The 23,521-nt window shown below is 66.3% G+C and carries 21 protein-coding genes and 1 pseudogene; 10 read left to right on the forward strand and 12 right to left on the reverse strand.

Annotated features, from left to right (window positions below; genetic code table 11):
* Nucleotides 1–42: 42 nt before the first annotated feature.
* The 4 genes from BM417_RS42425 to BM417_RS42435 form a co-directional block, all read right to left on the reverse strand.
* Nucleotides 43–933, reverse strand: a complete 891-nt coding sequence (locus tag BM417_RS42425) for an IS3 family transposase (RefSeq protein ID WP_093595977.1) — start codon at nucleotides 931–933, stop codon at nucleotides 43–45.
* Nucleotides 930–1,247: a transposase gene (locus BM417_RS42430; RefSeq protein ID WP_093595980.1), complete on the reverse strand. Its 318-nt coding sequence runs from the start codon at nucleotides 1,245–1,247 to the stop codon at nucleotides 930–932. The genes BM417_RS42425 and BM417_RS42430 overlap by 4 nt, the downstream gene beginning before the upstream one ends.
* A 300-nt stretch (nucleotides 1,248–1,547) precedes the next feature.
* Nucleotides 1,548–2,147, reverse strand: coding sequence for a hypothetical protein (locus tag BM417_RS47325; protein WP_143139061.1), 600 nt, complete (start codon nucleotides 2,145–2,147; stop codon nucleotides 1,548–1,550).
* A gap of 514 nt (nucleotides 2,148–2,661) precedes the next feature.
* Nucleotides 2,662–3,972 (reverse strand): site-specific integrase, encoded by a 1,311-nt coding sequence (locus BM417_RS42435; RefSeq protein WP_093605914.1) that lies wholly within the window; start codon nucleotides 3,970–3,972, stop codon nucleotides 2,662–2,664.
* Between the two features lie 224 nt (nucleotides 3,973–4,196).
* Here BM417_RS42435 and BM417_RS50430 point away from each other — a divergent pair.
* From BM417_RS50430 to BM417_RS42450, 4 genes and pseudogenes are all read left to right on the forward strand, one after another.
* Nucleotides 4,197–4,870, forward strand: a pseudogene (locus BM417_RS50430) (aldo/keto reductase).
* A 7-nt stretch (nucleotides 4,871–4,877) separates the two neighbouring features.
* Nucleotides 4,878–5,048, forward strand: coding sequence for a hypothetical protein (locus tag BM417_RS49650; RefSeq protein WP_245822728.1), 171 nt, complete (start codon nucleotides 4,878–4,880; stop codon nucleotides 5,046–5,048).
* 99 nt (nucleotides 5,049–5,147) lie between these two features.
* Nucleotides 5,148–6,266, forward strand: coding sequence for a serine hydrolase domain-containing protein (locus BM417_RS42445; protein WP_093605789.1), 1,119 nt, complete (start codon nucleotides 5,148–5,150; stop codon nucleotides 6,264–6,266).
* Nucleotides 6,263–7,285: a serine hydrolase domain-containing protein gene (locus BM417_RS42450; RefSeq protein WP_177320929.1), complete on the forward strand. Its 1,023-nt coding sequence runs from the start codon at nucleotides 6,263–6,265 to the stop codon at nucleotides 7,283–7,285. The genes BM417_RS42445 and BM417_RS42450 overlap by 4 nt, the downstream gene beginning before the upstream one ends.
* 2 nt (nucleotides 7,286–7,287) lie before the next feature.
* Here the strand turns inward: BM417_RS42450 and BM417_RS42455 are convergent, their stop codons facing one another.
* Together BM417_RS42455 and BM417_RS42460 are read right to left on the reverse strand one after the other, a co-directional pair.
* Complete coding sequence (locus BM417_RS42455) at nucleotides 7,288–8,196, reverse strand: CobW family GTP-binding protein (protein ID WP_093605791.1); 909 nt, start codon at nucleotides 8,194–8,196, stop codon at nucleotides 7,288–7,290.
* Between the two features lie 11 nt (nucleotides 8,197–8,207).
* A complete protein-coding gene (locus BM417_RS42460; RefSeq protein ID WP_093605915.1) occupies nucleotides 8,208–9,005 on the reverse strand; it encodes an LLM class F420-dependent oxidoreductase in 798 nt (265 codons plus the stop codon).
* Nucleotides 9,006–9,094: 89 nt separating this feature from the next.
* Here BM417_RS42460 and BM417_RS42465 point away from each other — a divergent pair, with 89 nt between their 5' ends.
* Genes BM417_RS42465 through BM417_RS42475 form a run of 3 tightly spaced genes read left to right on the forward strand, consistent with a single transcriptional unit; the run spans nucleotide 9,095 to nucleotide 15,968 of the window.
* Complete coding sequence (locus BM417_RS42465; RefSeq protein ID WP_245822731.1) at nucleotides 9,095–9,625, forward strand: hypothetical protein; 531 nt, start codon at nucleotides 9,095–9,097, stop codon at nucleotides 9,623–9,625.
* A 2-nt stretch (nucleotides 9,626–9,627) separates the two neighbouring features.
* The gene (locus tag BM417_RS42470) at nucleotides 9,628–11,553 is read left to right on the forward strand and encodes a flotillin family protein (protein WP_245822733.1); all 1,926 of its coding nucleotides are present in this window, start codon (nucleotides 9,628–9,630) and stop codon (nucleotides 11,551–11,553) included.
* The gene (locus BM417_RS42475; protein ID WP_093605792.1) at nucleotides 11,550–15,968 is read left to right on the forward strand and encodes a DNA repair ATPase; all 4,419 of its coding nucleotides are present in this window, start codon (nucleotides 11,550–11,552) and stop codon (nucleotides 15,966–15,968) included. The genes BM417_RS42470 and BM417_RS42475 overlap by 4 nt, the downstream gene beginning before the upstream one ends.
* Here the strand turns inward: BM417_RS42475 and BM417_RS48865 are convergent.
* Together BM417_RS48865 and BM417_RS42485 are read right to left on the reverse strand one after the other, a co-directional pair.
* Entirely contained in the window at nucleotides 15,958–16,440 is a 483-nt protein-coding gene (locus tag BM417_RS48865) for a hypothetical protein (protein ID WP_093605793.1), read from the reverse strand. The genes BM417_RS42475 and BM417_RS48865 overlap by 11 nt on opposite strands.
* A gap of 88 nt (nucleotides 16,441–16,528) precedes the next feature.
* A complete protein-coding gene (locus BM417_RS42485; protein ID WP_093605794.1) occupies nucleotides 16,529–16,939 on the reverse strand; it encodes a PPOX class F420-dependent oxidoreductase in 411 nt (136 codons plus the stop codon).
* Nucleotides 16,940–16,973: 34 nt separating this feature from the next.
* Here BM417_RS42485 and BM417_RS42490 point away from each other — a divergent pair, with 34 nt between their 5' ends.
* Nucleotides 16,974–17,786: an oxygenase MpaB family protein gene (locus BM417_RS42490; RefSeq protein WP_093605917.1), complete on the forward strand. Its 813-nt coding sequence runs from the start codon at nucleotides 16,974–16,976 to the stop codon at nucleotides 17,784–17,786.
* An 82-nt stretch (nucleotides 17,787–17,868) separates the two neighbouring features.
* Nucleotides 17,869–18,684: a glutamate ABC transporter substrate-binding protein gene (locus tag BM417_RS42495; RefSeq protein WP_093605918.1), complete on the forward strand. Its 816-nt coding sequence runs from the start codon at nucleotides 17,869–17,871 to the stop codon at nucleotides 18,682–18,684.
* Here BM417_RS42495 and BM417_RS42500 read toward each other — a convergent pair.
* On the reverse strand, nucleotides 18,681–19,853 hold the full coding sequence (locus BM417_RS42500) for a L,D-transpeptidase (protein WP_093605795.1): 1,173 nt from the start codon (nucleotides 19,851–19,853) through the stop codon (nucleotides 18,681–18,683). The two genes, BM417_RS42495 and BM417_RS42500, sit on opposite strands and share 4 nt — an antisense overlap.
* A gap of 323 nt (nucleotides 19,854–20,176) precedes the next feature.
* Here BM417_RS42500 and BM417_RS42505 point away from each other — a divergent pair, with 323 nt between their 5' ends.
* Nucleotides 20,177–20,380: a cold-shock protein gene (locus tag BM417_RS42505; protein ID WP_030477903.1), complete on the forward strand. Its 204-nt coding sequence runs from the start codon at nucleotides 20,177–20,179 to the stop codon at nucleotides 20,378–20,380.
* Nucleotides 20,381–20,466: 86 nt separating this feature from the next.
* Here the strand turns inward: BM417_RS42505 and BM417_RS42510 are convergent, their stop codons facing one another.
* From BM417_RS42510 to BM417_RS42520, 3 genes are all read right to left on the reverse strand, one after another.
* Nucleotides 20,467–20,772 (reverse strand): hypothetical protein, encoded by a 306-nt coding sequence (locus tag BM417_RS42510; RefSeq protein WP_030477904.1) that lies wholly within the window; start codon nucleotides 20,770–20,772, stop codon nucleotides 20,467–20,469.
* Nucleotides 20,773–21,116: 344 nt separating this feature from the next.
* On the reverse strand, nucleotides 21,117–23,300 hold the full coding sequence (locus BM417_RS42515) for a heavy metal translocating P-type ATPase (RefSeq protein WP_093605796.1): 2,184 nt from the start codon (nucleotides 23,298–23,300) through the stop codon (nucleotides 21,117–21,119).
* Complete coding sequence (locus tag BM417_RS42520) at nucleotides 23,300–23,506, reverse strand: heavy-metal-associated domain-containing protein (RefSeq protein WP_093605797.1); 207 nt, start codon at nucleotides 23,504–23,506, stop codon at nucleotides 23,300–23,302. The genes BM417_RS42515 and BM417_RS42520 overlap by 1 nt, the downstream gene beginning before the upstream one ends.
* Nucleotides 23,507–23,521 lie beyond the last annotated feature (15 nt).

A 23,521-nucleotide genomic window follows, 5' to 3' on the forward strand; every position in this document is an offset into this window, starting at 1 on the left:
TGGGGCTGCCCCGTTTTGACGGACAGGGTCGATGAGGTGTGGTCACGCTACCTGATCGGCAGGCTGGTATCGGGTGGCTTCGTAGGTGGCGGGGCTGAGGTAGCCGAGGCTGGAATGCCGTCGGCGGGTGTTGTACCAACCTTCGATGTATTCGAAGATTGCCTTGTGTGCCTTGGCTTTCGTGGGCCAGGGCTGCCGGTCGAGCAGCTCGGTCTTGATGGTGGCGAAGAACGATTCGGCGACCGCGTTGTCCCAGCATTGGCCCTTGCGGCCGACGGATAGCCGCACTCCGGCGTCGGTGGCCGCGCGGGCGTACTGACTGGAGGTGTATTGACAGCCCCTGTCGGAGTGGAAGATCACTCCTGGCTCGGGTCGGCGCTGGGTGACGGCGTTGTGCAGGGCCTGCTCGACCAGGTCGGTGCGCAGGTGATCGGCGGTGGCCCAGCCGACGACGCGCCGGGAGCCGAGGTCGATCACGGTCGCGAGGTAGAGCCAGCCTTCCCAGGTGTTGATGTAGGTGATGTCGCCGCACCACCTGCTGTTGATTTCTCTTGCGCTGCAAGAGAAATCCCGCTTGATCAGGTCGGCCGGGGTGGTCGCGGCCGGGTCGGGGATCGTGGTGGTGCGCCAGCGTTTCGGCGCCCGCCCGGCTCGGCCGGCTTCGCGCAGGAGCCGGGCGACGCGCTTGCGGGAGTGCCGATGCCCCTGGTCGGCGAGCTCGGCGTGGATCCGCGGCGTCCCGTAGGTGCCGTTCGACTCGTCGTGCACCGCGATGATCTTCTCGGTCAGCGCGGCGTCGACGCGGTCACGGGCGGACGGGCCGTTGGCACGGCGGGTGTAGTAGGCGGCACGGGAGACCTTGAGCAACTCGCAGGCACGCTTGACGTTGCCGCTGCCGGCGTTCTCCGCCTCGATGAACGGATACACGTTCACCGGGTCTCCTTCGCGAAGAAAGCCGTGGCCCGCTTGAGGATCTCCACGTCCTCACGCAGCCGCCGGTTCTCCCGCCGCAACGCGGCCAGCTCGGCCTTCTCATCGCTGCTCAGCCCGCCGTCCTCGCGGGTCCCGGCGTCACGTTCGGCCTGGCGGACCCACTCGCGCACGGCGGTCTCGGTCAGGTCGAAGTCCTTCGCGACCTGGGCGATCGAGCGGTCACCACGCTGGCACTGCTCGACGATCTCCGCCTTGAACTCCGGGGTGAACGCACGACGAGGACGCCGGGGCTTGTTCGAGCCCGTGGTCTTCATAAGGACATCCTTCCAGGGGCAGAACCCCTGATCTCAGATGTCCGTCAAAACGGGTCAGGCCCAGGGCAATGCACTTGCGCGACTCGGAGCGCCCGAGGCGATCGATGTTCTCTCCGACGTCCTACGACGGCTTGACTCCAGTTTCGCGCGTGCAGAGACCACGCTTCGAGTTGACCTCGCTCAAGTGCTTCAGGCCGCGGGGCGAAATGACGAAGCAGCCGCGCACGCAGAACGCGCGCGGCTGCTGGCAGCGCAGATAGGTTCTGTCCGTCAACGCAGGCGTCTTGACCACCTGATCACCTAAATCATGTTAAGCAGATCTTGAATGGCCTTCTTGGTGGAGTCAATATTATCGGCTAGTTGCCGAAGGTCATGCGCGGCCCCGTTCAGATTGCGTGGAATCGGAGCGGCGCTTACTGGCGCCTCTGCGCCACACACGATGACTGCGATGCGACTCAGGGTCTCAAGGGTTTCTTCGGTCTTCGATACTTGGTGCGCGGCAACCGTGGTCAGGTGCGTCATTGCACGCAGATAATGCTTTGCTCCGGCGATCCCTCCTGATGGAGTACCAGGTCCAAATGGAGGAATATTGGCCTCGATCCTCTTCCATTCAGTAACCCAGCGATCCTCTTCTTCCGTTGAAACGCCACATGCTCGCGCGAAGAATCGCACCTGGTTGGCGCTGGGCTTACCATCACCCTTGCCAAAGTTCTTGTATATCGTAGACCTGCGTAGTTGGAAGTTGGACCTGTTAGCGATGCTCTGGACTGAGACACCTTTTTCGCTTCGCAAGAGAAGCGTGGCTCTCTTGAAATCCGAGGAATCCCAGGACAGCTCTGCGTCGAGCAGGGCTTCGGACATCTGTCGTCGACCGTCGTCTTCTTCGCTCAGTCCGATCATTTTGACGCCCGTCCATGTGGGAATAACTGAACGCCAACCTGGATCGCCGTTGTGGACACCAGGAACGCTGCCGTTCCGACCAGTTCAATCGAGTATCCCTCGCGCAGGAGATACCCTATGAAAAGTAGCGAGCAGACCAACGTTCCGAACCTGGCGACATATGCGGCGCGTTCGGGAGCGATAGACACATCGGGGCGACGGCTTGGTGATGTCACGAATAACCCCCTTTGAGGGTGGCAGGTAGGTGGCGCAACCTCGTCTCGTGTCCGTCGAGGAATCGATACCAGTCTGCATGTCGTGTGCATCAAGTCCAGGCGTTGAGGCGTCCAGACTTCGTCCATGCTCAAAGCAAGATCGACCGCACGGTCTCCGGAGACGATCTTCTGTACCCACTCAAGATCGAAATGCTTGCCGGATCGGCCGTTGGGTGCACTACGTCCAATCACAGTTCAGGCGATGTTTCCACGCGTGTAGACACGTGGTGGACACAAGAGCTTGGGCGCAGCCGGACTTATCAGTCTGACCCGCGTTCCCTCGGAGGGCGGCTTGGCATGCGCGAGGCCAACAGGTCCGCGGCCTGCTTATCTGCGCTTGGAACCCATGCCGCGTAGACGCGCAGGGTTGTTGCACCGCCGCCACCGTGGCCGAGGCGACCGGCGACGGTTCGGAGGTCCACGCCGGCCGTGAGCAACTCTGTTGCGCTGTAATGCCGCAGTTCGTGCAGATGGGTCTTAAGGCCCAGGCTTGCAGCCATGCGCGAATACCGATGTGTGACGCCGTCAGGGTCGGCGTGCCGGTCGTGCCCGGCAGCGTAGGAGAAAAGGAAGGTCTCGCTCGTGACGGGGACGTCCGCTGCTTCGCAGCGAGCGTGCACACGCTCAATCCATGCGGCAAGTAGGTCGGTTGTGGTCGGATCAACACTGATCCGCCGAATCTGGTGTGACTTGGTTTCCTTCTCGATCAGTTTTCCGTCGCGAATCACGATGTTGGTGCGTGCTTCGACAACGGCGCGGCAGCCTTCAGTCTCGCAACTGTGAGGATCGGTCTCGGCATGGTCGAAGACGATCCGTGGCAAGCGGAGTGCAAGCAGTTCGCCACGACGCAGGCCGGTGACCATCGTCAGCCAAACCAGAGTTCCCCACTGTTCGTCTTCTTCCCACGCCTTGTTGACGAGGAGTGCAGCCTGCTCCGGAGTCGGAGGATCGGGATTCGGTCGAGGTGCCCTTGGCTTCTTTGCGGCGTCCACAGGGTTGAAGGCGATCCAGTTCCAGCGGACAGCCGCGTTCAGCGCGCCGGACATCACAGCGTGAATCTGACGGATAGATGAAGGGCCGAGCGGCTTGCAGGCGTGTGGCTTACACCGGTCATCGCACTTGTGGTCCCTCTCGGTGCGGTGATCGATCAGCTTTACTCGTGGCTTGCAGCGACGGCGGCACCGCTTCACATCGGTGGCGAAGTCCTCGAAGGCTTTCGGTCCGAGCTGGAGAAGGCGAGTTAGGGTGACTTCGCCGAATGCCGGGCGCAGATACCTGCGGACGTACATCTTGTACCCGCTGAGGGTTGTCTCTTCGATGTCATGGCCGGATAGCCATTCGTCCAGGACTTCACCGAATTTGGCATTGCTGCGGCTGGTCTTCTTCGTGGCGATCTGCGCGCGGAACGAGTCGCGCAACTTGATCGCCTCGTCCTCGGTGGGAGCCTGTCCGGACAGGACGATGTCCTTGCCCGTGACCTTGTCCTGCCCGAGGCCGTACACGCGCACCTGGTAGGTGTTGCCGCGCTTGCGGATGCCGGTGAGGTCCTTGACCAGCTTCTTCCTGCCCATGAACAAGCACGGTACGCCGGATTTACAGGACAAACGGCAGGACAAGATCCATTCGAACACTAGAACGAGTGAGTCCGGAAAGGGGTGTCTGTGCAGGTGGGAGCAATTTTGATCTATCTGACTATCCACTTTGGAGTGGCAAAAGCCTGTGGATTAGAAGTCTCCTGCTCTGCCAATTGAGCTAGCAGCCCTCGCCGGGACAGCCTACCGATCTCCACCTCCGCATGTCCTCCGGGTTGCCAACCTCACGGTTGACGCACCACCACAACGGCAGGACAAGACCCAAGAACCCAGGCCAAAGAGGATCAGGCAAGAAAGCAGCCAGAAGGGGAATCATTCGCAGGCAGCTAGGCGAGCCTCTAAGGCGCCTGAACACCGACCACCTCGACCTCTACTGGATGCACAACTGGGATCGGAACACCCCGATCGAGGAGACCATGCGGACCCTCGACGATCTGGTGGGATCGGGCAAGGTGGGGTACATCGGGTTCTCCAACGTGCCTGGGGTGACGGCTCAGGCGCAGACCATGGCCCTGCTCAACGGGTGGACGCCGTTGATCGCGTTGCAGGTCGAGTGCTCGTTGCTGGCGTGGACGGTAGAGGGCGAGATTGCGCCCATGGCCCGGACCTGGACATGGCGCTGGTGCCGTGGAGTCCGCTCAAGAACGGGTTCCTGTCGGGCAAGCACCAAAGGAACGTGCAAGTCAGTGACTCCGAGCGGGCCAAGTTCGTGGGTGGGCCCAGCGAGGAGGAGTTCAAGGTCATCGACGTCGTCGCCGAGATCGCGGAGGAGACCAACGCAACTGCGGCGGCGATGTCGCTGGCCTGGCTGCCGGGCACAGGCTGGAACGGTTGTGCCGATCATCGGGGCGCCGAAGCTGGAGAGCAACCTCGATGAGGTCGCGTTGACGCGGGAACACATCGCCAGGCTCAGCCACGTGTCGCGGCCCGAGCTCGACTACCCCGCCGGGCTCCACGGGGAGTTGCGGGCGATGGTGCAGTTCGCCGGTACGACGGTTGATGGCGAGGCGTCGAGAATCTATCCGCCGCTGCTGCAGAGCGACGTCCGCTACTGAGGTAGAGCCTGCTCCACCCCGAGAACGGAAGCGTGCGTGACTGCGGCAGCGGGCACGTGATTGGGAATCTGTCCTCACCACGGCAAGGGGAGGAACAGGATGAAGAAGACGCTGGTAGGAGTGCTGGCAGCGGCCATGTTGTTCAGCGGAACGGCGATGGCCGCGCCGGCGAGCGACGTGCAGAAGCAGCTTGACGGGCTCACGAAGCAGCACGAGTTTCCGGCGGCGCTGGCGACGATCACCGAGGGCAACGGCAGGACCAGCGCTTACACCTCGGGGACGTCCGAGCTGAACAAGCGCACGCCCGTCCCCAGGAACGGGCAGGTGCGGGCGGGCTCCAACACCAAGGCGTTCGTTGCCACGGTGGTCATGCAGCTCGTCGGTGAGGGCAAGGTCGAGCTCGACAAGCCGATCAACCACTACCTTCCCCAGGCAGTCAAGGACGACCGGATCACGGTCCGGCAGTTGCTCAACCACACCAGCGGGCTCGCGAACTACACGAACTACATGGGGCTGGACAAGTTCGAGGAGGTGCGGCACCGCTACCTGGAGCCGCGCGAGCTGCTCGACATCGGGAACGCGCACCCCGTCACCAACGAGCCTGGCGCGAAGTTCAAGTACAGCAACACGAACTACGTGCTGCTCGGTCTGTTGATCCAGAAGATCACCGGTCGGCCGGTCGCGGAGAACGTCGACCAGCGCATCGTGCGGAAGCTGAACCTCACCGACACCTACTGGCCCGGCGTGGGCGAGCAGGGCATCCGCGGTAAGCACCCGCACGGGTATGCCTTGACCGGCAACGGGATTGAGGACGTCACGGAGATCGACCCGAGCTGGGGCTGGGCGGCCGGGCAGATCATCTCCACCACCAAGGACCTCAACGCCTTCTACCGCGGCCTGCTCAAGGGTAATCTGCTCAAGAAGGCCCAGCTGGACGAGATGAAGAAGACCGTCGACACCGCCGGTGAGATGTGGCCTGGCGTCGAGTACGGGCTGGGCATCGCCACTGCGCCGCTGTCCTGTGGTGGGCGGTCGTGGGGTCACGGTGGCGACATCCACGGTTACGAGACGCGGGGCGGGGTCACCGACAGCGGCAGGGCGTTCTCCGTTGCTGTCACGGCGTTGCCGGGCACTTTCCAGGACACGCCCGAGGAAGCCGGGAAGGCGCACGAAGCGGTTCTGGCCACTGTGGACGCTGCTCTGTGTGGTGCCAAGTGATCGCGGTCGCGGCGCTCACGGCGCTGACTCTCCTTGTCCCCCAGCAACTCGACCAGATCGTCAAGGAAGGCACGCCCGGTGTCGAGGCGCACGTGAACGGGCGCGACCTCGCGAGGGGCAACGCTCCGGTCAACGGGCAGGTGCGCATCGGGAGCATCACCAAGTCGTTCGTGGCGGTCGCGACGCTCCAGCTGGTCGCCGACAACAAGGTCGAGCTGGACGGGCCCGCGAACAAGTACGTGCCGCACATCAAGGACGGCCGCATCACCGTGCGCCAGGTCCTTCAGCACACCAGCGGGCTGCCGGACTACGTGCTCGACGTCGGGGTCCCGAAGATCGCCGACATCCGGGACCGGTACTTCGCGCCGCACGACCTGCTGGACGTCGCGCTGGCCAAGCCGCCGAGTTTCCAGCCGGGCGAGAAGTACGAGTACAGCAACACGAACTACGTCGTCGCCGGGCTGCTCATCCAGAAGGTCACCGGACGCCCGGTCGGCGAGGCGATCCAGAGCGTCATCACGAAGGCGGGCCTCAAGGACACGTACTGGCCGAGCCAGGGCGAGCAACGCATCCGCGGCCGCCACGCCCAGGCCTACTCGCTGAGCGACCTGTTCGACCCCAAGTCAGAGGTGGTCGACGCGACGGAGATCGAGACGTCCGCCGCGTGGGCGTCCGGCGCGATGGTCTCCACGCCCGCCGACGTCGCCAAGTTCTTCAGGACGCTCCTGCAGGGCGGTCTGCTCAAGAAGGCGCAACTCGACGAGATGCGCAAGGCCGTCACCGTCGACGAGAAGAGCGCCTACGGCCTCGGGCTGGAGAGCACCAAGCTCAGTTGCGGCGGGGTCTGGTGGGGCCACGGCGGGTCGATCCACGGCTGGGCGTCACTGGGCGGTGCGACCGACGGCGGCAAGAGCGCGGCGGTCACGCTCACCGCGCTGCCCGGCACGTTCGGCGACGACCCGATGAAGAAGTTCCAGCAGGTGTTCGACGTGATCGACACCGCGCTCTGCAAGAAGTGACGTCAGCGGGCGTACCGGAGGACCCAGAGCATGTCCTGCTCGGTCACCGGTTCGTCCGTTACGCACGCCAGCAGCCAGTCCGTCAGCGCCTCCGGATCGATGCCCGCCCCGATCAGCACCAGCTGCGTCGGGGCGTCGTCGGCCGGTGTGAACGAGACGTACGCGCCCACGGTCTGCAGCATGAACGTGCCGAGAGGGAACCGCACGAAACCCTTGGCGCGGAACAGCCCCTCCGGCCGTGCGCCCAGGAAGTCCATGAACAGCTTGGGGTGCAACGGATCGGTGGACTCGAAGGACACGCTGTCAAACGAAGCGTGCGCGTGCGTGGAATGGTCGTCCAGGTCGTCGAACGACAGCTGCCGCGGCCCCAGGTCCGGCGGCCGCACCTCGAACAGCAACGCCGGATCGATCTGCCCGTAGGAGACCGGCAGCACCGGCGCCGAACAAGGCAGCGAAGGCAACGACGAGACCCGGTCGACCTTGTTCAGCACCACCAGATCGGCCATCGCGAGATCGCGCGAAAGATGAGGCACGGCATCGAGCTCCACCGCGTCGGCCACGTAGATCAACCCGCCGTAGGACACCCCGGGCGCCTGCAACACCATCCGGACCATGGCCGCCGGCTCGGCGAGCCCGGACGCCTCGATCACGATGACGTCCAGGTCCGCCGCGGCCAGCCGGGTCAGCATCCCGTCCAGTTCGGTGCCGTCGACCGCGCAGCACAGGCACCCGTTCGACAGCGACACCATCGAGTCGACCTGGGCCGAGACGGAGAACGCGTCGATGTTGATCCGCCCGAAGTCGTTCACCACGACGCCGATCCGCGTGCCGCCGGACGTGCGCAGCAGGTGGTTGAGCAGGGTGGTCTTGCCGGAACCGAGGAAGCCGGCGAGCACGACGACGGGGATCACGACGTCCGAGGCTAGCCGGTGAACTCCGCGTTCCGACGCAACACCTCGTCCACGGTGCCGTCGAACATCGGCGGGTAGATCACCAGCTCGTCGACGCCCAGGTCCTCGTACTCCCGGATCACGGCCTGAGACAGTGGCACCGGCGCGGACACGCTGATCCGGAACTCGGAGGGGCGCGAGGGGAACCGGGCCAGGTGGCCGCGGATGTCGTCGGGCGTTCCGATGCCGAACCACCCCTGCGCACGGGTCACGGCCCGCCGGAACGCCGAACCGCTGTGCCCGCCCACGACCACGCGCACGTTGGACGGCCGGGGATGCGCGTCCACCCCCGAGAACGAGACGAACTTGCCCGCGAACGACGGCGAGGGCGCGTGCCAGAGCTGGTCCATCGCGTCCAGGTACTCGTCGGTCCGTGCGCCGCGATCGTCGAACGACACCCCGACCGCGGTCATCTCCGGTTCGAGGTAGCCCGCTCCGACGCCGAGCGTGAACCGGCCGCCGCTGAGCAGGTCCAGTGACGCCACCTGCTTCGCGAGCACCAGCGGGTTGCGCTGGGGCAGGATCACGATGCCGGTCGCGAGCTCCAGCGTGGACGTGACCGCCGCCACATAAGCCAGATGGGTCAGCGGATCCACGATCACGGCGTCCGGTTCGGACGGTGACGGGTCGACCCGCGGCGACGGCAGCACCACGTGATCGGACGCCCACCAGGATCGATAGCCGAGCGATTCGGCCAGTTGGGCGAGCCGCCGCGTCTCGTCCGGTCCCGCGTGGTCGCCGATGTTGAGTCCCTGCACCCCGATGTCCATGATCGGGCCAACCATCGATTTGTATCGATCATTCCCGAAAGTGCAACGGAACAGGCACTTCGCGCATCAGAATGACGAGAAGGGGGGCGATGATGACCGAGTTCCTGGCTGCCGCGCTGGCGTTTCCGACCGTGGTGTTCAGCTTTCTGTTGCTGATAGTGCTGGCCTACTGGCTCACGGTGGCGTTGGTGGGCCTGGACTTCGACGCCCCGGTGATGCCGATCTCCATCTCGATGTTCGTCGTGGTCACGTGGTTCGCCGCGCTGGTCGGCACGGTGCTCACACCCGAAGGCTCGCTCCGGTACGCCATCCTCGCCGGATCGCTGCTCGTGGGTGCGCTCGTCACGAAGATCCTTCTCATCCCGGTCAAGAAATGGACGAAACCGGAGAAACCGGCGTCCCGCAACGACTTCGTGGGTCGCACCGCGATCGTCAGGACGACCAGGGTCACCGAACGGTACGGGCAGGCCGAGGTGACCGCCGACGACGGCGGTACGGCGGTCGTTCAGGTGCGAGCGGCGCAGAGCACCGATCTCAAAGCGGGACAGACCGCGTTGATCTTCGACTACGACGCAGAGGGCGAGTTCTTCTGGGTCGTGGACATCACCACAGGGGGCTGAACATGGGTGCGATCTCTACGGGGCTGATCGTGCTGATCGCCGTGAGCGCGTTCGTGCTGATCTTGGCACTGATCACGCTGAGCAGACTTTTCAAGAAGTGCGAGCAGGGCAAGGCGCTGATCGTCTCGAAGATGCGCAAGGTCGACGTGACCTTCACGGGAACCGTTGTGCTGCCGGTGCTGCACAGGTGCGAGACGATGGACATCTCGGTGAAGACCATCGAGATCCGCAGGGCCGGCAACGAGGGCCTGATCTGCCGCGACAACATCCGCGCGGACATCCGCATCACGTTCTTCGTGCGGGTCAACAAGACCGTCGAGGACGTCATCAAGGTCGCGCAGGCGATCGGCACCGAGCGCGCGAGCCACGAGGCCACGCTGCAGGAGCTGTTCAACGCCAAGTTCTCCGAGGCGCTCAAGACCGTCGGCAAGCAGCTCGACTTCGTCGATCTGTACACCCACCGCGACGAGTTCCGCGACCGGATCGTGCAGGTCATCGGCACCGACCTCAACGGCTACAGCCTCGAGGACGCGGCCATCGACTACCTGGAGCAGACGCCGCTCAAGCAGCTCGACCCGGCGAACATCCTGGACGCGCAGGGCATCCGCAAGATCACCGAGCTGACCGCGATCGAGCACGTCAAGACGAACGAGTTCACTCGCAACGAGGAGAAGGAGATCACGCGCCAGAACGTCAGCGCGCGTGAGGCGATCCTGGAACTCGAACGGCGCCAGGCCGACGCGGAGATCAAGCAGAAGCGCGAGATCGAGACCGCCCGCGCGCAGCAGGAGGCGGAGACGCAGAAGGTGCAGGCCGAGGAACGCCTCAAGGCCAACACCGCCTTCATCCGCACCGAGGAACAGCTCGGCATCCAGACCGAGAACAAGGCCCGCGAGATCGCCGTCGCCGAGAAGAACCGCGAGCGCGTGATCGCCGTCGAGACCGAGCGCATCGAGAAGGACCGCATGCTGGAGGTCATCGCCCGCGAACGCGAGACGTCGCTGCGCATGATCGAGAAGGACAAGGAGCTCGAGCACGAGCGCCGCGCGATCGCCGACCTGGTGCGCGAGCGCGTCGCCGTCGAGAAGACGGTGGCCGAGCAGGAGGAGAACATCAAGCGCCTGCGTGCGGTCGAGGAGGCCGAGCGCGACCGTCAGCAGATCATCATCCGCGCCGAGGCCGAGGCGCAGGAGTCGCTGGTCAAGGACATCAAGGCAGCCGAGGCCGCGGAACAGTCCGCGCAGCACAAGGCACGCGAGGAGGTCGTGCTCGCCGAGGCGCGCAACAAGGCCGCCGAGCTGGACACCCGCTCCAAGATCCGTCTCGCCGAGGGCACGCAGGCCGAGGCCGCGGCGAAGGGCCTCGCGGACGCGCTGGTCAAGGAACGCGACGCCGCCGCGTCCGAGGCGCTCGGTCGCGCCGAGGCCGTGGTCGACCGCGAGAAGGCCCTGGCCGACGCCGAGGGCATCAAGGAACGCCTCAAGGGCGAGGCGGAAGGCCTGTCGCACAAGGCAGAGGCGATGGCCGCGCTCGACACGGCCACTCGCGAGCACGAGGAGTACCGGCTCCGTCTCGAAGCCGAGAAGGAGATCCGCCTCAAGGGCATCGACGTGCAGCGCGAGATCGCCGAGGCCCAGGCCATGGTGCTCGCGGCCGGCCTGGAGAAGGCCGACATCGACATCATCGGTGGCGACACGATGTTCTTCGACAGGATCGCCAGCTCGATCACCGCGGGCAAGCAGGTCGACGGCTTCGTCGGCGGCTCGGACGTGGTGCAGGCGCTGGGCTCCAAGTGGATGGACGGGTCGGCGAACTTCCCGGAGGACCTGACCAAGATCCTCAGCTCGTTCACCACGGGTGACGCGCAGAACATCGCCGCGGCGATCGCGCTGACCCAGATGGCCAAGAACAACGGCCAGACCGCATGACACAACTCGACGCGGGCACTTATGAGGTGCTGCGGGCCAGGCTGGCTGATCAGGCCACCGAACTCGCCCGCAGCACCGAGGCGCTGAACGACCGGCGCGTCGAGACGTTCGGCAGCACGGCCCTCGAACTCGTCGCCACCGAACGCATCCGGACCGAGAACAACTGCGTGCCGCGCGACATCGTCGCGCTCGGCGACGTGATGCTGTTCGGCTACAACGTCTTCATGGGCCTCAAGCCCGAGACGACGGTCAACGACGTCTTCGCGGCGCACGGCAGGGACTTCGCCACGGTCGAGGCGGAGTTCCTGCGGGACCCGAGGTTCCGCAACGACTTCGCCGAGCTGTACCGGTACTACCGGGAAACGCGGCTGCTCCAGCTGCGCACGGTCGAGTCGCGGCTGCTCGCGGTGTTCCAGACGGGCGCGCGGATCGAGGACATCCGCGTGCTGCGCTGGGACATCAAGGTCGACGGCACGGTCACGTACGTCGACAACCGCGGCGACCGGGACCACGTCTTCCCGCCCTCGCACGACTTCACGTGGGTCGAGACGACCCGCGAGCAGCACGTGCTCGGCCGGCACCCACACATCGCGATCGACAACGAGGTCTTCGTCGAGACGGTCGGCGGCACGCTGACGGTCAAGATCGAGGACAACACCGAGTCCGGTGAGGGCGTCTACGAGGAGCCCGTCGACGAACCGTTGCAGAGCCTCGCGGACGCCGAGATCCACTACGCCCGCGTCGGCCCGTTGATCCTCCTCAAGATCCTGCCGTACAAGGAAACGGCGTGGCGGCACCTTGTGTTCAACACCCGCACCAAGGTCGTCACCAGGCTCGACGGCATCGGCCAGGCCTGTCAGCGTCTGCCGGAGGACCAGGGGATCATCTTCCCCGGCGGCTACTACCTGGTCACGGGCGCGGACAAGACGTTCGACGTCGACACGGACGAGCTGGAGTTCGAGCGGGTCGTCCGGTCCGCGAACGGCGAGGACGTGCTGTACGTCTTCCACGCCCGCCGCGAGGGCCGCAGCCTGTTGTTGCCCTACAACGTGATCCGCAAGGAAGTCGCGACACCCATCACCTGCCACGGCTACTCGCTCTTCGCCGACGGCACGCTGGTCGTCTTCCGCGAGACCGGCTCAGAGGCCGTGCGCGTGCACCCGATGCAGGTGTGGCGCACGCCGTTCGTCCACGACGAGGTGCTGCCGGACCAGGCGGGCCCGCTCGCCCGCATCGGCAACGCCGACCTGGTCCGCGGCATCTCGGACTGCCTGTCCATCACCAGGATGAGCGCCGAGATGACGCCGAGCGCACCGGTGTTCGAGGGCCTGATCGCCCTGTGCACCAGGGTGATCGACGGCGTGCACTGGCTCGACGAGCTGGGGCTCAAGCAGGACGTCCAGGCCGTGCGTGCCACGGCCGAGCAGGTGCTGGACGAGTTCGAGGCCGTCCGCACGCTCACCGAGCACGCCGCCCAGCAGCTCCACACCGCCGGCGAGAAGCTCGCCTCACTGGTCAGGCTCGCCAGGTCGGCTGCGCCGAGAAGTGCCGACGAGTGGGTGCGGCTGCTGGCCGATCTGCGGTCCGCCCAGGGCCGGCTGATCACCCTCAAGGACCTCAAGTACGTCGATCTCGAAGAGATCGACAGGCGCGAGGCCGAACTGGTCGAGGAACTCGGCGCGTCCGCCCGCAGAGCCGTCGCGTTCCTCAGCGGCGAGGGCGCGTTCTCCCAGTACCACGAGGAAATCGACCAGATCGCGGCCGCGGAGCTGAAGATCGCGGCTGAGGCGACGCCGTTGCGTGAACGCCTCGCGCAGCAGCAGACCGGCCTGGAGGTGCTGACCGAGGTCGTCAGCACGCTCGACGCCGCGGACACGACGACCCGCACGCAGATCCTGGCGAGCATCGGCGAGGTGCTGGCCGCGGTCAACCGGGCACGGGCCACTGTGGACGGTCGGCGCGCCCAGCTCGCGAACGCCGAGGGCCGCGCCGAGTTCGCCGCGGAGTTCGCGCTGCTCGGCCAGGCCATCACCGGCGCGTTGTCGGTCGCGGACACCCCGCAGCGCTGCGACGACCAGCTCGGCAGGCTGTTGCTCCAGCTGGAGAACCTGGAGTCGCGGTTCGGCGAGTTCGACGACTTCCTCGCCCAGGTCGGCGCCAAGCGCACGGACGTCTACGAGGCCTTCTCCGCCCGCAAGCAGACGCTGCTCGACGAACGTGCGAGAAAAGCCGATCGGCTCGTGCAGTCCGCGGAACGGGTGCTCGGTACGATCCGCCGTCGCGTCGGGAAGCTGACCTCGACCGACGAGATCAACACGTACTTCGCCGGCGACCCGATGGTCGCCAAGGTCCGCACGGTCGCCGAGCAGCTCAGGGAGCTCGGCGACGTCCGGGCCGACGAGCTCGACGCGAGTCTGCGCGATGCCCGGCAAGAGGGAGGCCGGGCACTGCGTGACCGGGCCGATCTGTACGACGGCGCGTCGATCGTGCTCGGTCGTCATCGCTTCCCGGTGACGACCGAGCCGATGAACCTCACTCTCGTGCCGCGCGACGGCCGTCTCTACTACGCGGTCACCGGAACCGACTACCGCAGCGAGGTCACCGACCCGGAGTTCGGCAGGACCAGGCCGTTCTGGGACCAGCTGCTGGTCTCCGAGACGCAGGACGTCTACCGGTCCGAGCATCTCGCCGGATGCCTGCTCGCCGAAGGCCGCACCGACGTCACGAACGCCGCGGCGGAACGCTACGACGAGGGCTACGAGAAGGGCGTCCACGACCACGACGCCGAGAAGATCCTCGCTGTCCTGCAACGGCTTCACGCCGGTGCCGGTCTGCTCAGATACCCGCCTTCGACCCGTGCCCAGGCGCAGATCTTCTGGTCCGAACAGCCGGAAGACCGACGAGCGGTGTGGACGCGCAAGGCCGAGTCACTGGCCCGCGCCCGCACAATCTTCGGTGGCACGCACGGAATTCCGGAGCTGACAAAGCAGTTCGGGCTCGAAGCACTCTCCGCCGAGTACCTGTTCGAGGAACTCGCCTGCGAGCCCAGGGGATTCGTCACCAGCAAGGCCGCCCGCGCGGTGATCGACAGGTTCCGCGCGGTCGTCACCGAGGAACTCCACGACCGCGACCTGATCGAGGCGTGGCTGCACGCGTTCCTGAAGGACGAGGACTGCCCGGAGTTCCCCGAGGTCGTCGCGATCCTGCTCACCGACCTGCCGCGCTACGACTCCAGCGCGTCGCTGAGCGAGACCGTCACCGGCCTGCTCGGCACGCACCCCCGTGTGCACGACCAGTCGATGGACCTGCGCCTGGACGAGACCCTGACCAGGCTCAGAGCCTTCAACACCGAACAGGTGCCCGCCTTCCGCGCCTACCAGCGCAAACGTGACGAGTTGCTGACCGAGGAACGCCGCAGGCTCCGGCTCGACGACTACCAGCCCGCGGTGCTGAACACGTTCGTGCGCAACAGGTTGCTGAACGAGGTCTACCTGCCGTTGATCGGCGACAACCTCTCCAAGCAACTCAACGACGGCACCGGCCTGCTGATGCTGATCTCCCCGCCCGGCTACGGCAAGACGACGCTGATGGAGTACGTCGCGAACCGCCTGGGCATGGTGTTCGTCAAGGTCAACGGCCCGGCGCTGGGCACCGGCGTCACCTCGCTCGACCCGGCGGAGGCACCGAACGCCACCGCGCGCCAGGAGGTCGAGCGGATCAACTTCGCGTTCGCCCTGGGCAGCAACGTTCTGCTGCACCTCGACGACATCCAGCACACCTCACCCGAGCTGCTGCAGAAGTTCATCTCGCTCTGCGACGCCCAACGACGGATCGACGGCGTCTGGGACGGCGAGGCACGCACGTTCGACCTGCGGGGCAAGCGCTTCGCGGTGTCGATGGCAGGTAACCCGTACACCGAGACCGGCCGCGCTTTCCGGGTCCCCGACATGCTCGCGAACCGCGCGGACGTGTGGAACCTCGGTGACGTGCTGTCCGGCCGCGACGCGCTGTTCGCGTTGAGCTATCTGGAGAACGCGTCCGGCTCGAACCCGACCCTGGGCGGGGTCGACGTGGAACCGTTGGTGCGCTTGGCGAACGGCGAGACCGTCCGGCACGACCACGAGACCGTCGAGCTCGAACGGATGCTGTCGGTGGTCCGGAAGCTGCAACGGATCCAGCAGGTCGTGCTCAAGGTCAACCAGGCCTACATCGCGTCCGCGGCGGACCCGTCCGAGCAGCCGTTCCTGTTGCAGGGCAGCTACCGCAACATGATCAGGATGGCGGCGAGGATCGTGCCGGCGATGAACGACGACGAGGTCGAGGCGTTGATCGACGACCACTACCTCGGCGAGGCCCAGCTGCTCGGCTCATTGGCGGAAGCGAACCTCGCGAAGCTCAGGGAGCTCAAGGCTTAGCTTTGTCGCACTTCAGGTCGATCGGCTTGCCGTCCGGGCCGCGCAGGTCGACCGGCTGAAGGTGGTACTTCTTCAGGAGGTCGCAGAACTCGTCGCTCATCGGCCACTCCAGGCAGCGCTTCAACTCTTCGCCGAAGAGCGTCGAGTCACAGCGCAGCAGGTCGAACAGGCCGGCACCGGGGGTTCCCGGAGCCGGCCGCGGCGGAGGTGGCGGCCGATGATCGGGCCGGTGCCGGGGCGGCGGGTGGGCGCCAGGGGGTGGCGGCGGAGGTGGCGGCGGCCGTTCGGCACCGATGGCGGACATGGTGGTCGTGGCGGTCGCGGTGATGACCTCGGGCGGCGGGGGCGGCGGCGCGACCAGGCGGATGTCGACGGGCTTGTCCGGGGGTGCCGCGAACAGGGCCGCGACGAGGGCAGCGCCCATCACCGCGACCGCGGCTGTGAAGTAGCCGCGGCGTCTGACACCAGTCATCGCTCTCGCTCCCCAGGATCCGCCTGCCCGGTAGCCGCCGTCCCCGTGGAATCGTTGTGCCCGCTAACGGTGTTACGGGATCGCGAAATCATCCAGTCTTGTCAGGCCCCGCACTGGTCAACGAGATCCGCAGGATCACGCGCTGCTCACGTTCCATCGCCGCCCGGTAGTCGTTCCAGTCGGAGTGCTCACCGGAGATCGTCCGGTAGTACTGGACCAGCAGGTCCATCGCCTCGGGCAACGGCACGACCGTCGCGGTGCCGTTGATCTGGATCCAGCGCCCGAAGAAGCTGTCCGGCAGCACGCACAACGAGACGTGCGGATCGCGCCGGACCTGTTTCGTCTTGTAGGCGGCGGCTCGCGTGGAAACGAGCACGTCACCGTTGTCGTCCAGCGCGACGAGCACCGGCGACATGGCCGGCGTGCCGTCGGATTTCACCGCGCAGAACACCGCGCGGTGCTGGCTGCGGAGCACGTCCCGTGCCTGGTCCAGTTCCATGGTCTTCATCCTGGCGAGGCGGGACGATGTCCGCATGCCCGATCCGAACTCCGTCAGCTGGCAGCTGCACGCGGACCCGACGATGTGGATCGCCGGAATCTCGAGCCTCTACCTCCAGGCACTGCATCCCAAGGCGGTCGCGGGTGTCGTGCAGAACTCGAACTTCCAGGCAGATCCGCTCGGCAGGCTCAAGCGCACGGCGGATTTCGTCGGCCTCGGCGTCTACGGCACCGACGAGGAGATCGCCACCGCTGCGGCACGGGTGCGGGCCACGCATCGCGGCCTGCGCGGCGTCGTCGACGGCCGGACGTTCCGCGTCGACGAGCCCGAACTGCTGCTCTGGGTTCATTGCTCGGAGGTTTCGTGCTTCGAAACAGTGCTCGACCGCGCGGGGTACGGACTGTCCGAGAGGCAGAAGGACCTCTACTACTCCGAGCAGCGATCCGCAGCTGCTTTGGTCGGATTGCACCCGGATGAAGTACCGGGATCCAGGCGTGAAATGGCCGAATACTTCGACCGGATGCGTCCTGTTCTGCGGCGAACGCCCGATTCCGATGTGATCTACGACTTCTTGCACGGTCCGCCCGTGCAAGGGTGGGTCCGCCACGGACTGCCCGTGTACCGGGTTCTTGTGGGCCACCTGGCGTATTCGCTACTACCCGAGTGGGCGCTCGAACTACACGGCCGCGAGCCCTACGCCCACGCTGACCGATGGCTGCGAATGATGCGCCGAGCTGCGCTTTTGGTGCCGGGCAAGATCAGAAGACTGGCTCCGCCCGACCATCTCAGGCGTGCGATCGAGCGACACGGGAAGCATGTGACACCTGGCAAAGCGAGGCTTCCGTAGTTGTCATACATCACAGTCGATCATCGCCGCAGGTCCGTAGCATTGCGCACGAATCCACAACACCCCCGGAAGGCCTGTCGTGATCCGTCGTGCCGCGCTCCTGACCGCTGTTGCGGTGCTCGCCACCGCTTGTGGGAGCGGTGACAGCAGCACAGTCATCGGACGTGCTGACTCCGGGAAGCTGACCATCGGCATCCGCTACGACCAGCCGGGCCTGAGCGAGCGGCGGCTCGACGGCCGGTACGTCGGCTTCGACGTCGACGTCGCCAGGTACGTGGCGAGCGAGCTCGGGGTGAAGGACACCGGCATCACCTTCAAGGAGGCCCGTGGCGCCGCCCGCGAGTCGATGCTGGAGAACGGCGAGGCGGACCTGATCATCGCCTCGTACTCGATCACCGACGCCCGCAAGGAGAAGGTCGCCTTCGCCGGCCCGTACTTCGAGACGGGCCAGGGCATGCTGGTGCGCTTCGGCGAGGAGTCCGTCCAGGGCCCGGAGACCCTGAACGGCCGCAAGCTATGCTCGGTCAAGGGTTCCACCTCCGCGCAGAAGGTGAAGTCGGACTACTCCAAGAACGTGCAGCTCGTCGAGTACGGCCAGTACTCCGACTGCGTGATCGCTCTCATGGCGGGCAACGTCGACGCCGTCTCGACCGACGAGGTCATCCTCGCGGGGTTCGCCGCGGAGAACCCCGAACTGCTCAAGCTCGTCGGCAAGACGTTCTCCAAGGAGCGCTACGGCATCGGCGTGCCGAAGGGTGACGCCGAATCCCGCGACGCCGTCAACAAGGCCATCGAGAAGATGATTTCGAGCGGCGAGTGGAAGCGGGCTCTCGAACGCAACGTGGGTCCGTCGGGGTACGAGATCCCGCAGCCACCGCAGATCACGGAGAAGTCCTAGGGCGTGGCAGCGGACTTGGCGGTCCAGGCCGCCCAGTCCAGCGTCCAGTCCCAGTAGTCGCCGGCGGCCGGTCCCATCGGGTCAGCCAGTCCGAGCTGCACCGAGGAGCCCACGACCTCCACCGGGTCACCGACCATCGTCAGGTCGAAGAAGATCTTCGCGTTGGCTTCCGACAGGTTCGCGCACCCGTGCGAGACGTTCTCCACGCCCTGACTGGGGATCGTGTCGTTGTTCTCGTGCACGAACTCGCCGTTCTGCGAGATCAGCACCGCCCACTTGACGGGGATGTTCTGGTAGTTGAACACCGTGCTCGACATCGTCCGCCGGGCTTCCTTCTGCTGCACCACGTGGGTGCCGGACCGGGTCACCCGGCGCTGGTCGGTCTCCTTGCCGTACGACGCAGGCAAGTCGTGCAGCAGCGTGCCGTCGCGGTAGATCTCGAACCGCTTGGTCTGCGTGTTCGCCTTGGCCACCAGCGCCCGGTCCGCGATCTTGAACTGGGCGTGCATGTCCGTCTTGCCGTAGGCGCCGCCCCCGAACTGCACGCCGTACACGTTGACGTCGAGGAAGACCTCGGTGTTCGGCTTCCAGTACTCGCGCGGCCGCCAGTGCGCCTCGGTCTCGGAGAGCCACGCCCACGCGCCCTCGGTCGGCACGGAGGTCTTGACCGTCATGGCCTTCTGCACCGACGCCTTGTCCTGCACCGGCGCGCTGAAGGTCACCTTCAACGGCATCGCGATGCCGTACGTCTGGTTGTCGTCGACGTTCAGCTTCGCGCTGATGAGCCGCTGCGGCTTGACCGTGCGGAACGAACCGGAGACCGGCACCTCCGCGCCGTCCTGGCCCTTCGCCGAACCGGACCACGTGTAAGCCTTGTCGTAGCCCAAATCCTCGGTGGCGACCCACCGGTCGGCGGTCAACTCCCCCTTGACCGCGGCCCCGTTCGCGTCCGTCAGTGCGACGGCGGTCAGCGAACCTCCAGTCACCCCAACCTGAAACGGGCCCGCCGGGCTGATCCCCTCGCCCGACGCGGGCGTCACGCTCAGCGCGGCCCGCGCCGCCTCCTGCGCGACCGGAGTGGCCGTCGAACCGGATTCAGCCGTGCCCCCAGGCACGGAGCTGCAAGCGGACATCCCCAGCAGCAGAGCCAACATCAGTGGCCGGAACATGCGTTCTCCCCAAGATCCCCTGGCGTAACGCTATGAAGACGCACAGAGCTGAATCACGTTGCATGTGGGATCGCGATCACCCACCCGGACCAGCGGCTTTCCTCCTATTGAGGCACCCGACTGGCCGGTAATGACCTGTAGTGCTATGACCAATCACACGTTAGGCTGACCCGCGCAGGCCGTGGTTTCTGTGTTCGTGCTTCACACGCTCGCGGAACGACACGCGGGCGTGCGGTGCGCTCTCAGCGAGTTTGCCTAACGCCCCCGGGACGGCCGGGGTTGCACGGTGCAGCCCCAAGCTTTCCTGCGATGGAGGCAGGTACATGGCACAGGGCACTGTCAAGTGGTTCAACTCCGAGAAGGGCTTTGGTTTCATCGCCCAGGACAACGGCGGCGCTGACGTCTTCGTCCACTACTCGGAGATCCAGGGTCAGGGCTTCCGCACCCTGGAGGAGAACCAGCGAGTGGAGTTCGAGGTCGGCCAGGGCACCAAGGGTCCGCAGGCCCAGAACGTCCGCGCGGTCTGATCTGTAGTACGCCGCATTTGAGCCGTACGTGAGAAGGACCCTCGACCGGGCTCGGTCGAGGGTCCTTCTTCGTTCTGTCGCTGGGTCTAGTGGCCGCGCTGCCGCGCTTCCCACTCCAGGCGCTGCATGACCCACTCCGTGGCGAGAGCCTGCGGGGAGGTCTGGCGTTCGGCGGCGAGCTCCTTGAGCTGCTCGTTCGCCATGAGTTGCAGCCTCAGCTGGTACACCTGCGCGCTGCCGAAGCCCGACGCGGTGGTCTCGTTGTCCGCGTCCGGGGCCAGGGCGGCCAGGTAAGAGGTCAGCTCTTCGTCGTGCGACGTCTCCGGTTGCTGCGGTTCGTCCGCAGGGCGGTGACGGCCGGACTTGGAGCGTCCGAGGGATCCAATGGGCACCGGGACACGATAACGGCTCGGTCACGGAAGCCAAACCCCTGTGAGCCGGGTCACCCCAAGGTGTAAATGGCTCTACTCAGAGTGGATCTACCGGGGCGGCCCGCTGGGGGTCCGGGGGCATGCCCGCCGGCAGGGGTCTGGGGGCTTGGCCCTCAGAGAGCACCCGCGGCGTCAGTCGGCGAGGCGCAAGCCGAGCAGACTGATGGAGAGCTGCGGAGGCCCCCGCGCCAGGGGGAGGAACGCGGGGGCCGGAGGGGATCTCCACAGGCGCTGACCGGGGGTGTGTCAGCTTTTGGATTGTTGCACGCGCACCTTGCCGTTGGGGAGTGTTCCCCACGAGATTCTTATGCCGCCGATGGACGGAAACCCCGTAGTCGCAAGCTGTTGGTAACAACGAACACGCTGCTGAAGGCCATCGCCGCCCCCGCGATCATGGGGTTCAGCAGCCCCAGCGCCGCGAGCGGAAGTCCAGCGACGTTGTAGGCGAACGCCCAGAAGAGATTCCCCTTGATGGTGCCCAAGGTCTTGCGGGACAACCGAATCGCGTCCGCCGCCACGCGCAGGTCGCCGCGCACCAGCGTCAGGTCGCTCGCCTCGATCGCGACGTCTGTCCCGGTTCCCATGGCCAGCCCCAGATCCGCGGCCGCGAGTGCCGGCGCGTCGTTCACGCCGTCACCGACCATGGCCACAACTCGGCCCTGTGCCTGGAGATTCCGGACCGCTTCGACTTTGCCGGAGGGCAGGACGTCTGCGATGACCTCGTCGATGCCCACCTCGGCCGCGACCTCGGCGGCCACGGCGGCGTTGTCGCCGGTCAGCAACACCGGACGCAGGCCGAGTCCCTTGAGTTCCGCAATCGCTTGTGCGGACGTGGGTTTCACGACGTCCGACACGACGATGGCGCCGACAACCTTGTCATCAAAGGAAACCGCGACAACAGTCCGAGTTGTGTGTGCAACCAGGGCCTCGGTCATTTCCTGTGAAAGGACAACATTCCGCACCCGGCCGACGACGACGTGTCGGCCTTCGACCACTCCGCTGACGCCCACGCCGTCCGTGGACACGAAGTCCGACACCGGCGGAACGTCGTCGACCTCGCGGACGATCGCCGCGCCGATCGGATGCTCGGACGCGTTCTCGACGGCCGCCGCGAACCGCAGCACCTCGTCGCGCGACGTGCCGGCCGCGGGGATCACGTCGACCAGCGTCAGGCGTCCGGTCGTGACCGTGCCGGTCTTGTCCAGCACGACGGTGTCCACGCGCCGCGTCGACTCGAGGACCTCGGGACCCTTCACCAGGATTCCGAGCTGAGCGCCGCGCCCGGTGCCCACGAGCAACGCCGTCGGCGTCGCCAGTCCCAACGCGCACGGGCACGCGATCACGAGCACGGCCACCGCGGTCGTCACCGCGAACTCCAGCGGCCGACCGGCGAGCAGCCACGCGCCGAACGACACCAGGGCGATCAGCACGACGACCGGGACGAACACGGCGGACACCCGGTCCGCCAGTCGTTGCACCTGCGCCTTGCCCGCCTGGGCCTGCTCGACCAGCTTGGCCATCCGCGCCAGCTGCGTGTCCGCGCCGACGCTCAGGGCCTCGACGACCAGCCGGCCACCGGCGTTGACCGTCCCGCCGACCACCGAATCGCCCGCGCCGACCTCGACCGGCACCGATTCCCCGGTGACCATCGAACGGTCGACAGCCGAACTGCCCTCGATCACTAGGCCATCAGTGGCGATGCGCTCACCCGGACGGACCACGAACCGTTCGCCGGCCCGGAGCTGACCGATCGGCACGCGGGTCTCCACACCGTCGCGCAGCACCGCCACGTCCTTGGCGCCGAGCGCGAGCAACGACCGCAGGGCCGCCCCCGCGCTGCGCTTCGACCGGGCCTCCAGCCAGCGCCCGAGCAGCAGGAACACGGTCACGCCGACCGCGACCTCCAGGTAGATGTCACCGGAGGTGGTCGGCCGCAGCAGCAGGCTGAACTCGTGCCGCATGCCGATCGTCCCGGCCTCGCCGAACACCAGCGCGTAGAGCGACCACAGGTACGAGACCGTGACGCCCATGGAGACGAGGGTGTCCATGGTGCTGGCGCCGTGCCGTGCGTTGACGGCGGCCGCACGGTGGAACGGCCAGCCGCACACCCACACGACCACGCTCGCCAACGCCAGCGACACCCACTGCCAGGTGGGGAACTGCCATGCCGGGACCATCGAGAACGCGATCACCGGCACGCCGAGCACCGCGGCGAGGGTGACCCTCAGCCGCAGCTCACCGGCCTCGTCCACCTCGGGAGCCTCCGGCTGGGGCTCCTCGGCGTCGTAGCCCGCCGCACGCACGGTCGACACCAGGTCGTCCACGCGCAGGCCGTCCGGGAACTGAACGCTGGCCTTCTCGGTCGCGTAGTTCACAGTGGCGGAGACGCCGTCGAGCTTGTTCAGCTTGCGTTCGATGCGGTTCGCACAGGAAGCGCACGTCATGCCGCTGATGACGAGCTCGACGTGACGAGGCTCGGTCGTGGTCATCAGGAGACCTCGTACCCGGCCTCGGTCACGGCGGCGACGACCTCGTCACGGCCGAGTTCGCGGTCGCTGGTGACGGTCACGGCGCCGGTCTCGAGGACGACGTCGACGCCCGTGACACCGGAGACCTCGGTCAGCTCCTCGGTGACGGAGCTGACGCAGTGGCCGCAGGTCATGCCGGTGACGGTGTAGGTGGCAGTGACGGACATGAGAGCCCTTTCTCT

It is taken from the genome of Lentzea waywayandensis (assembly GCF_900115955.1).
GTDB classification, from domain to species: Bacteria; Actinomycetota; Actinomycetes; order Mycobacteriales; family Pseudonocardiaceae; genus Lentzea; species Lentzea waywayandensis.

Bases quoted from the DNA above. Each gene is read 5' to 3' on its own strand.
- BM417_RS42430 (WP_093595980.1), bottom strand. From the start codon at position 1,247: ATGAAGACCACGGGCTCGAACAAGCCCCGGCGTCCTCGTCGTGCGTTC.
- BM417_RS47325 (WP_143139061.1), bottom strand. From the start codon at position 2,147: ATGATCGGACTGAGCGAAGAAGACGACGGTCGACGACAGATGTCCGAA.
- BM417_RS42435 (WP_093605914.1), bottom strand. From the start codon at position 3,972: ATGGGCAGGAAGAAGCTGGTCAAGGACCTCACCGGCATCCGCAAGCGC.
- BM417_RS42445 (WP_093605789.1), top strand. From the start codon at position 5,148: ATGAAGAAGACGCTGGTAGGAGTGCTGGCAGCGGCCATGTTGTTCAGC.
- BM417_RS42460 (WP_093605915.1), bottom strand. From the start codon at position 9,005: ATGGACATCGGGGTGCAGGGACTCAACATCGGCGACCACGCGGGACCG.
- BM417_RS42465 (WP_245822731.1), top strand. From the start codon at position 9,095: ATGATGACCGAGTTCCTGGCTGCCGCGCTGGCGTTTCCGACCGTGGTG.
- BM417_RS42470 (WP_245822733.1), top strand. From the start codon at position 9,628: ATGGGTGCGATCTCTACGGGGCTGATCGTGCTGATCGCCGTGAGCGCG.
- BM417_RS42475 (WP_093605792.1), top strand. From the start codon at position 11,550: ATGACACAACTCGACGCGGGCACTTATGAGGTGCTGCGGGCCAGGCTG.
- BM417_RS48865 (WP_093605793.1), bottom strand. From the start codon at position 16,440: ATGACTGGTGTCAGACGCCGCGGCTACTTCACAGCCGCGGTCGCGGTG.
- BM417_RS42485 (WP_093605794.1), bottom strand. From the start codon at position 16,939: ATGGAACTGGACCAGGCACGGGACGTGCTCCGCAGCCAGCACCGCGCG.
- BM417_RS42490 (WP_093605917.1), top strand. From the start codon at position 16,974: ATGCCCGATCCGAACTCCGTCAGCTGGCAGCTGCACGCGGACCCGACG.
- BM417_RS42500 (WP_093605795.1), bottom strand. From the start codon at position 19,853: ATGTTCCGGCCACTGATGTTGGCTCTGCTGCTGGGGATGTCCGCTTGC.
- BM417_RS42505 (WP_030477903.1), top strand. From the start codon at position 20,177: ATGGCACAGGGCACTGTCAAGTGGTTCAACTCCGAGAAGGGCTTTGGT.
- BM417_RS42515 (WP_093605796.1), bottom strand. From the start codon at position 23,300: ATGACCACGACCGAGCCTCGTCACGTCGAGCTCGTCATCAGCGGCATG.
- BM417_RS42520 (WP_093605797.1), bottom strand. From the start codon at position 23,506: ATGTCCGTCACTGCCACCTACACCGTCACCGGCATGACCTGCGGCCAC.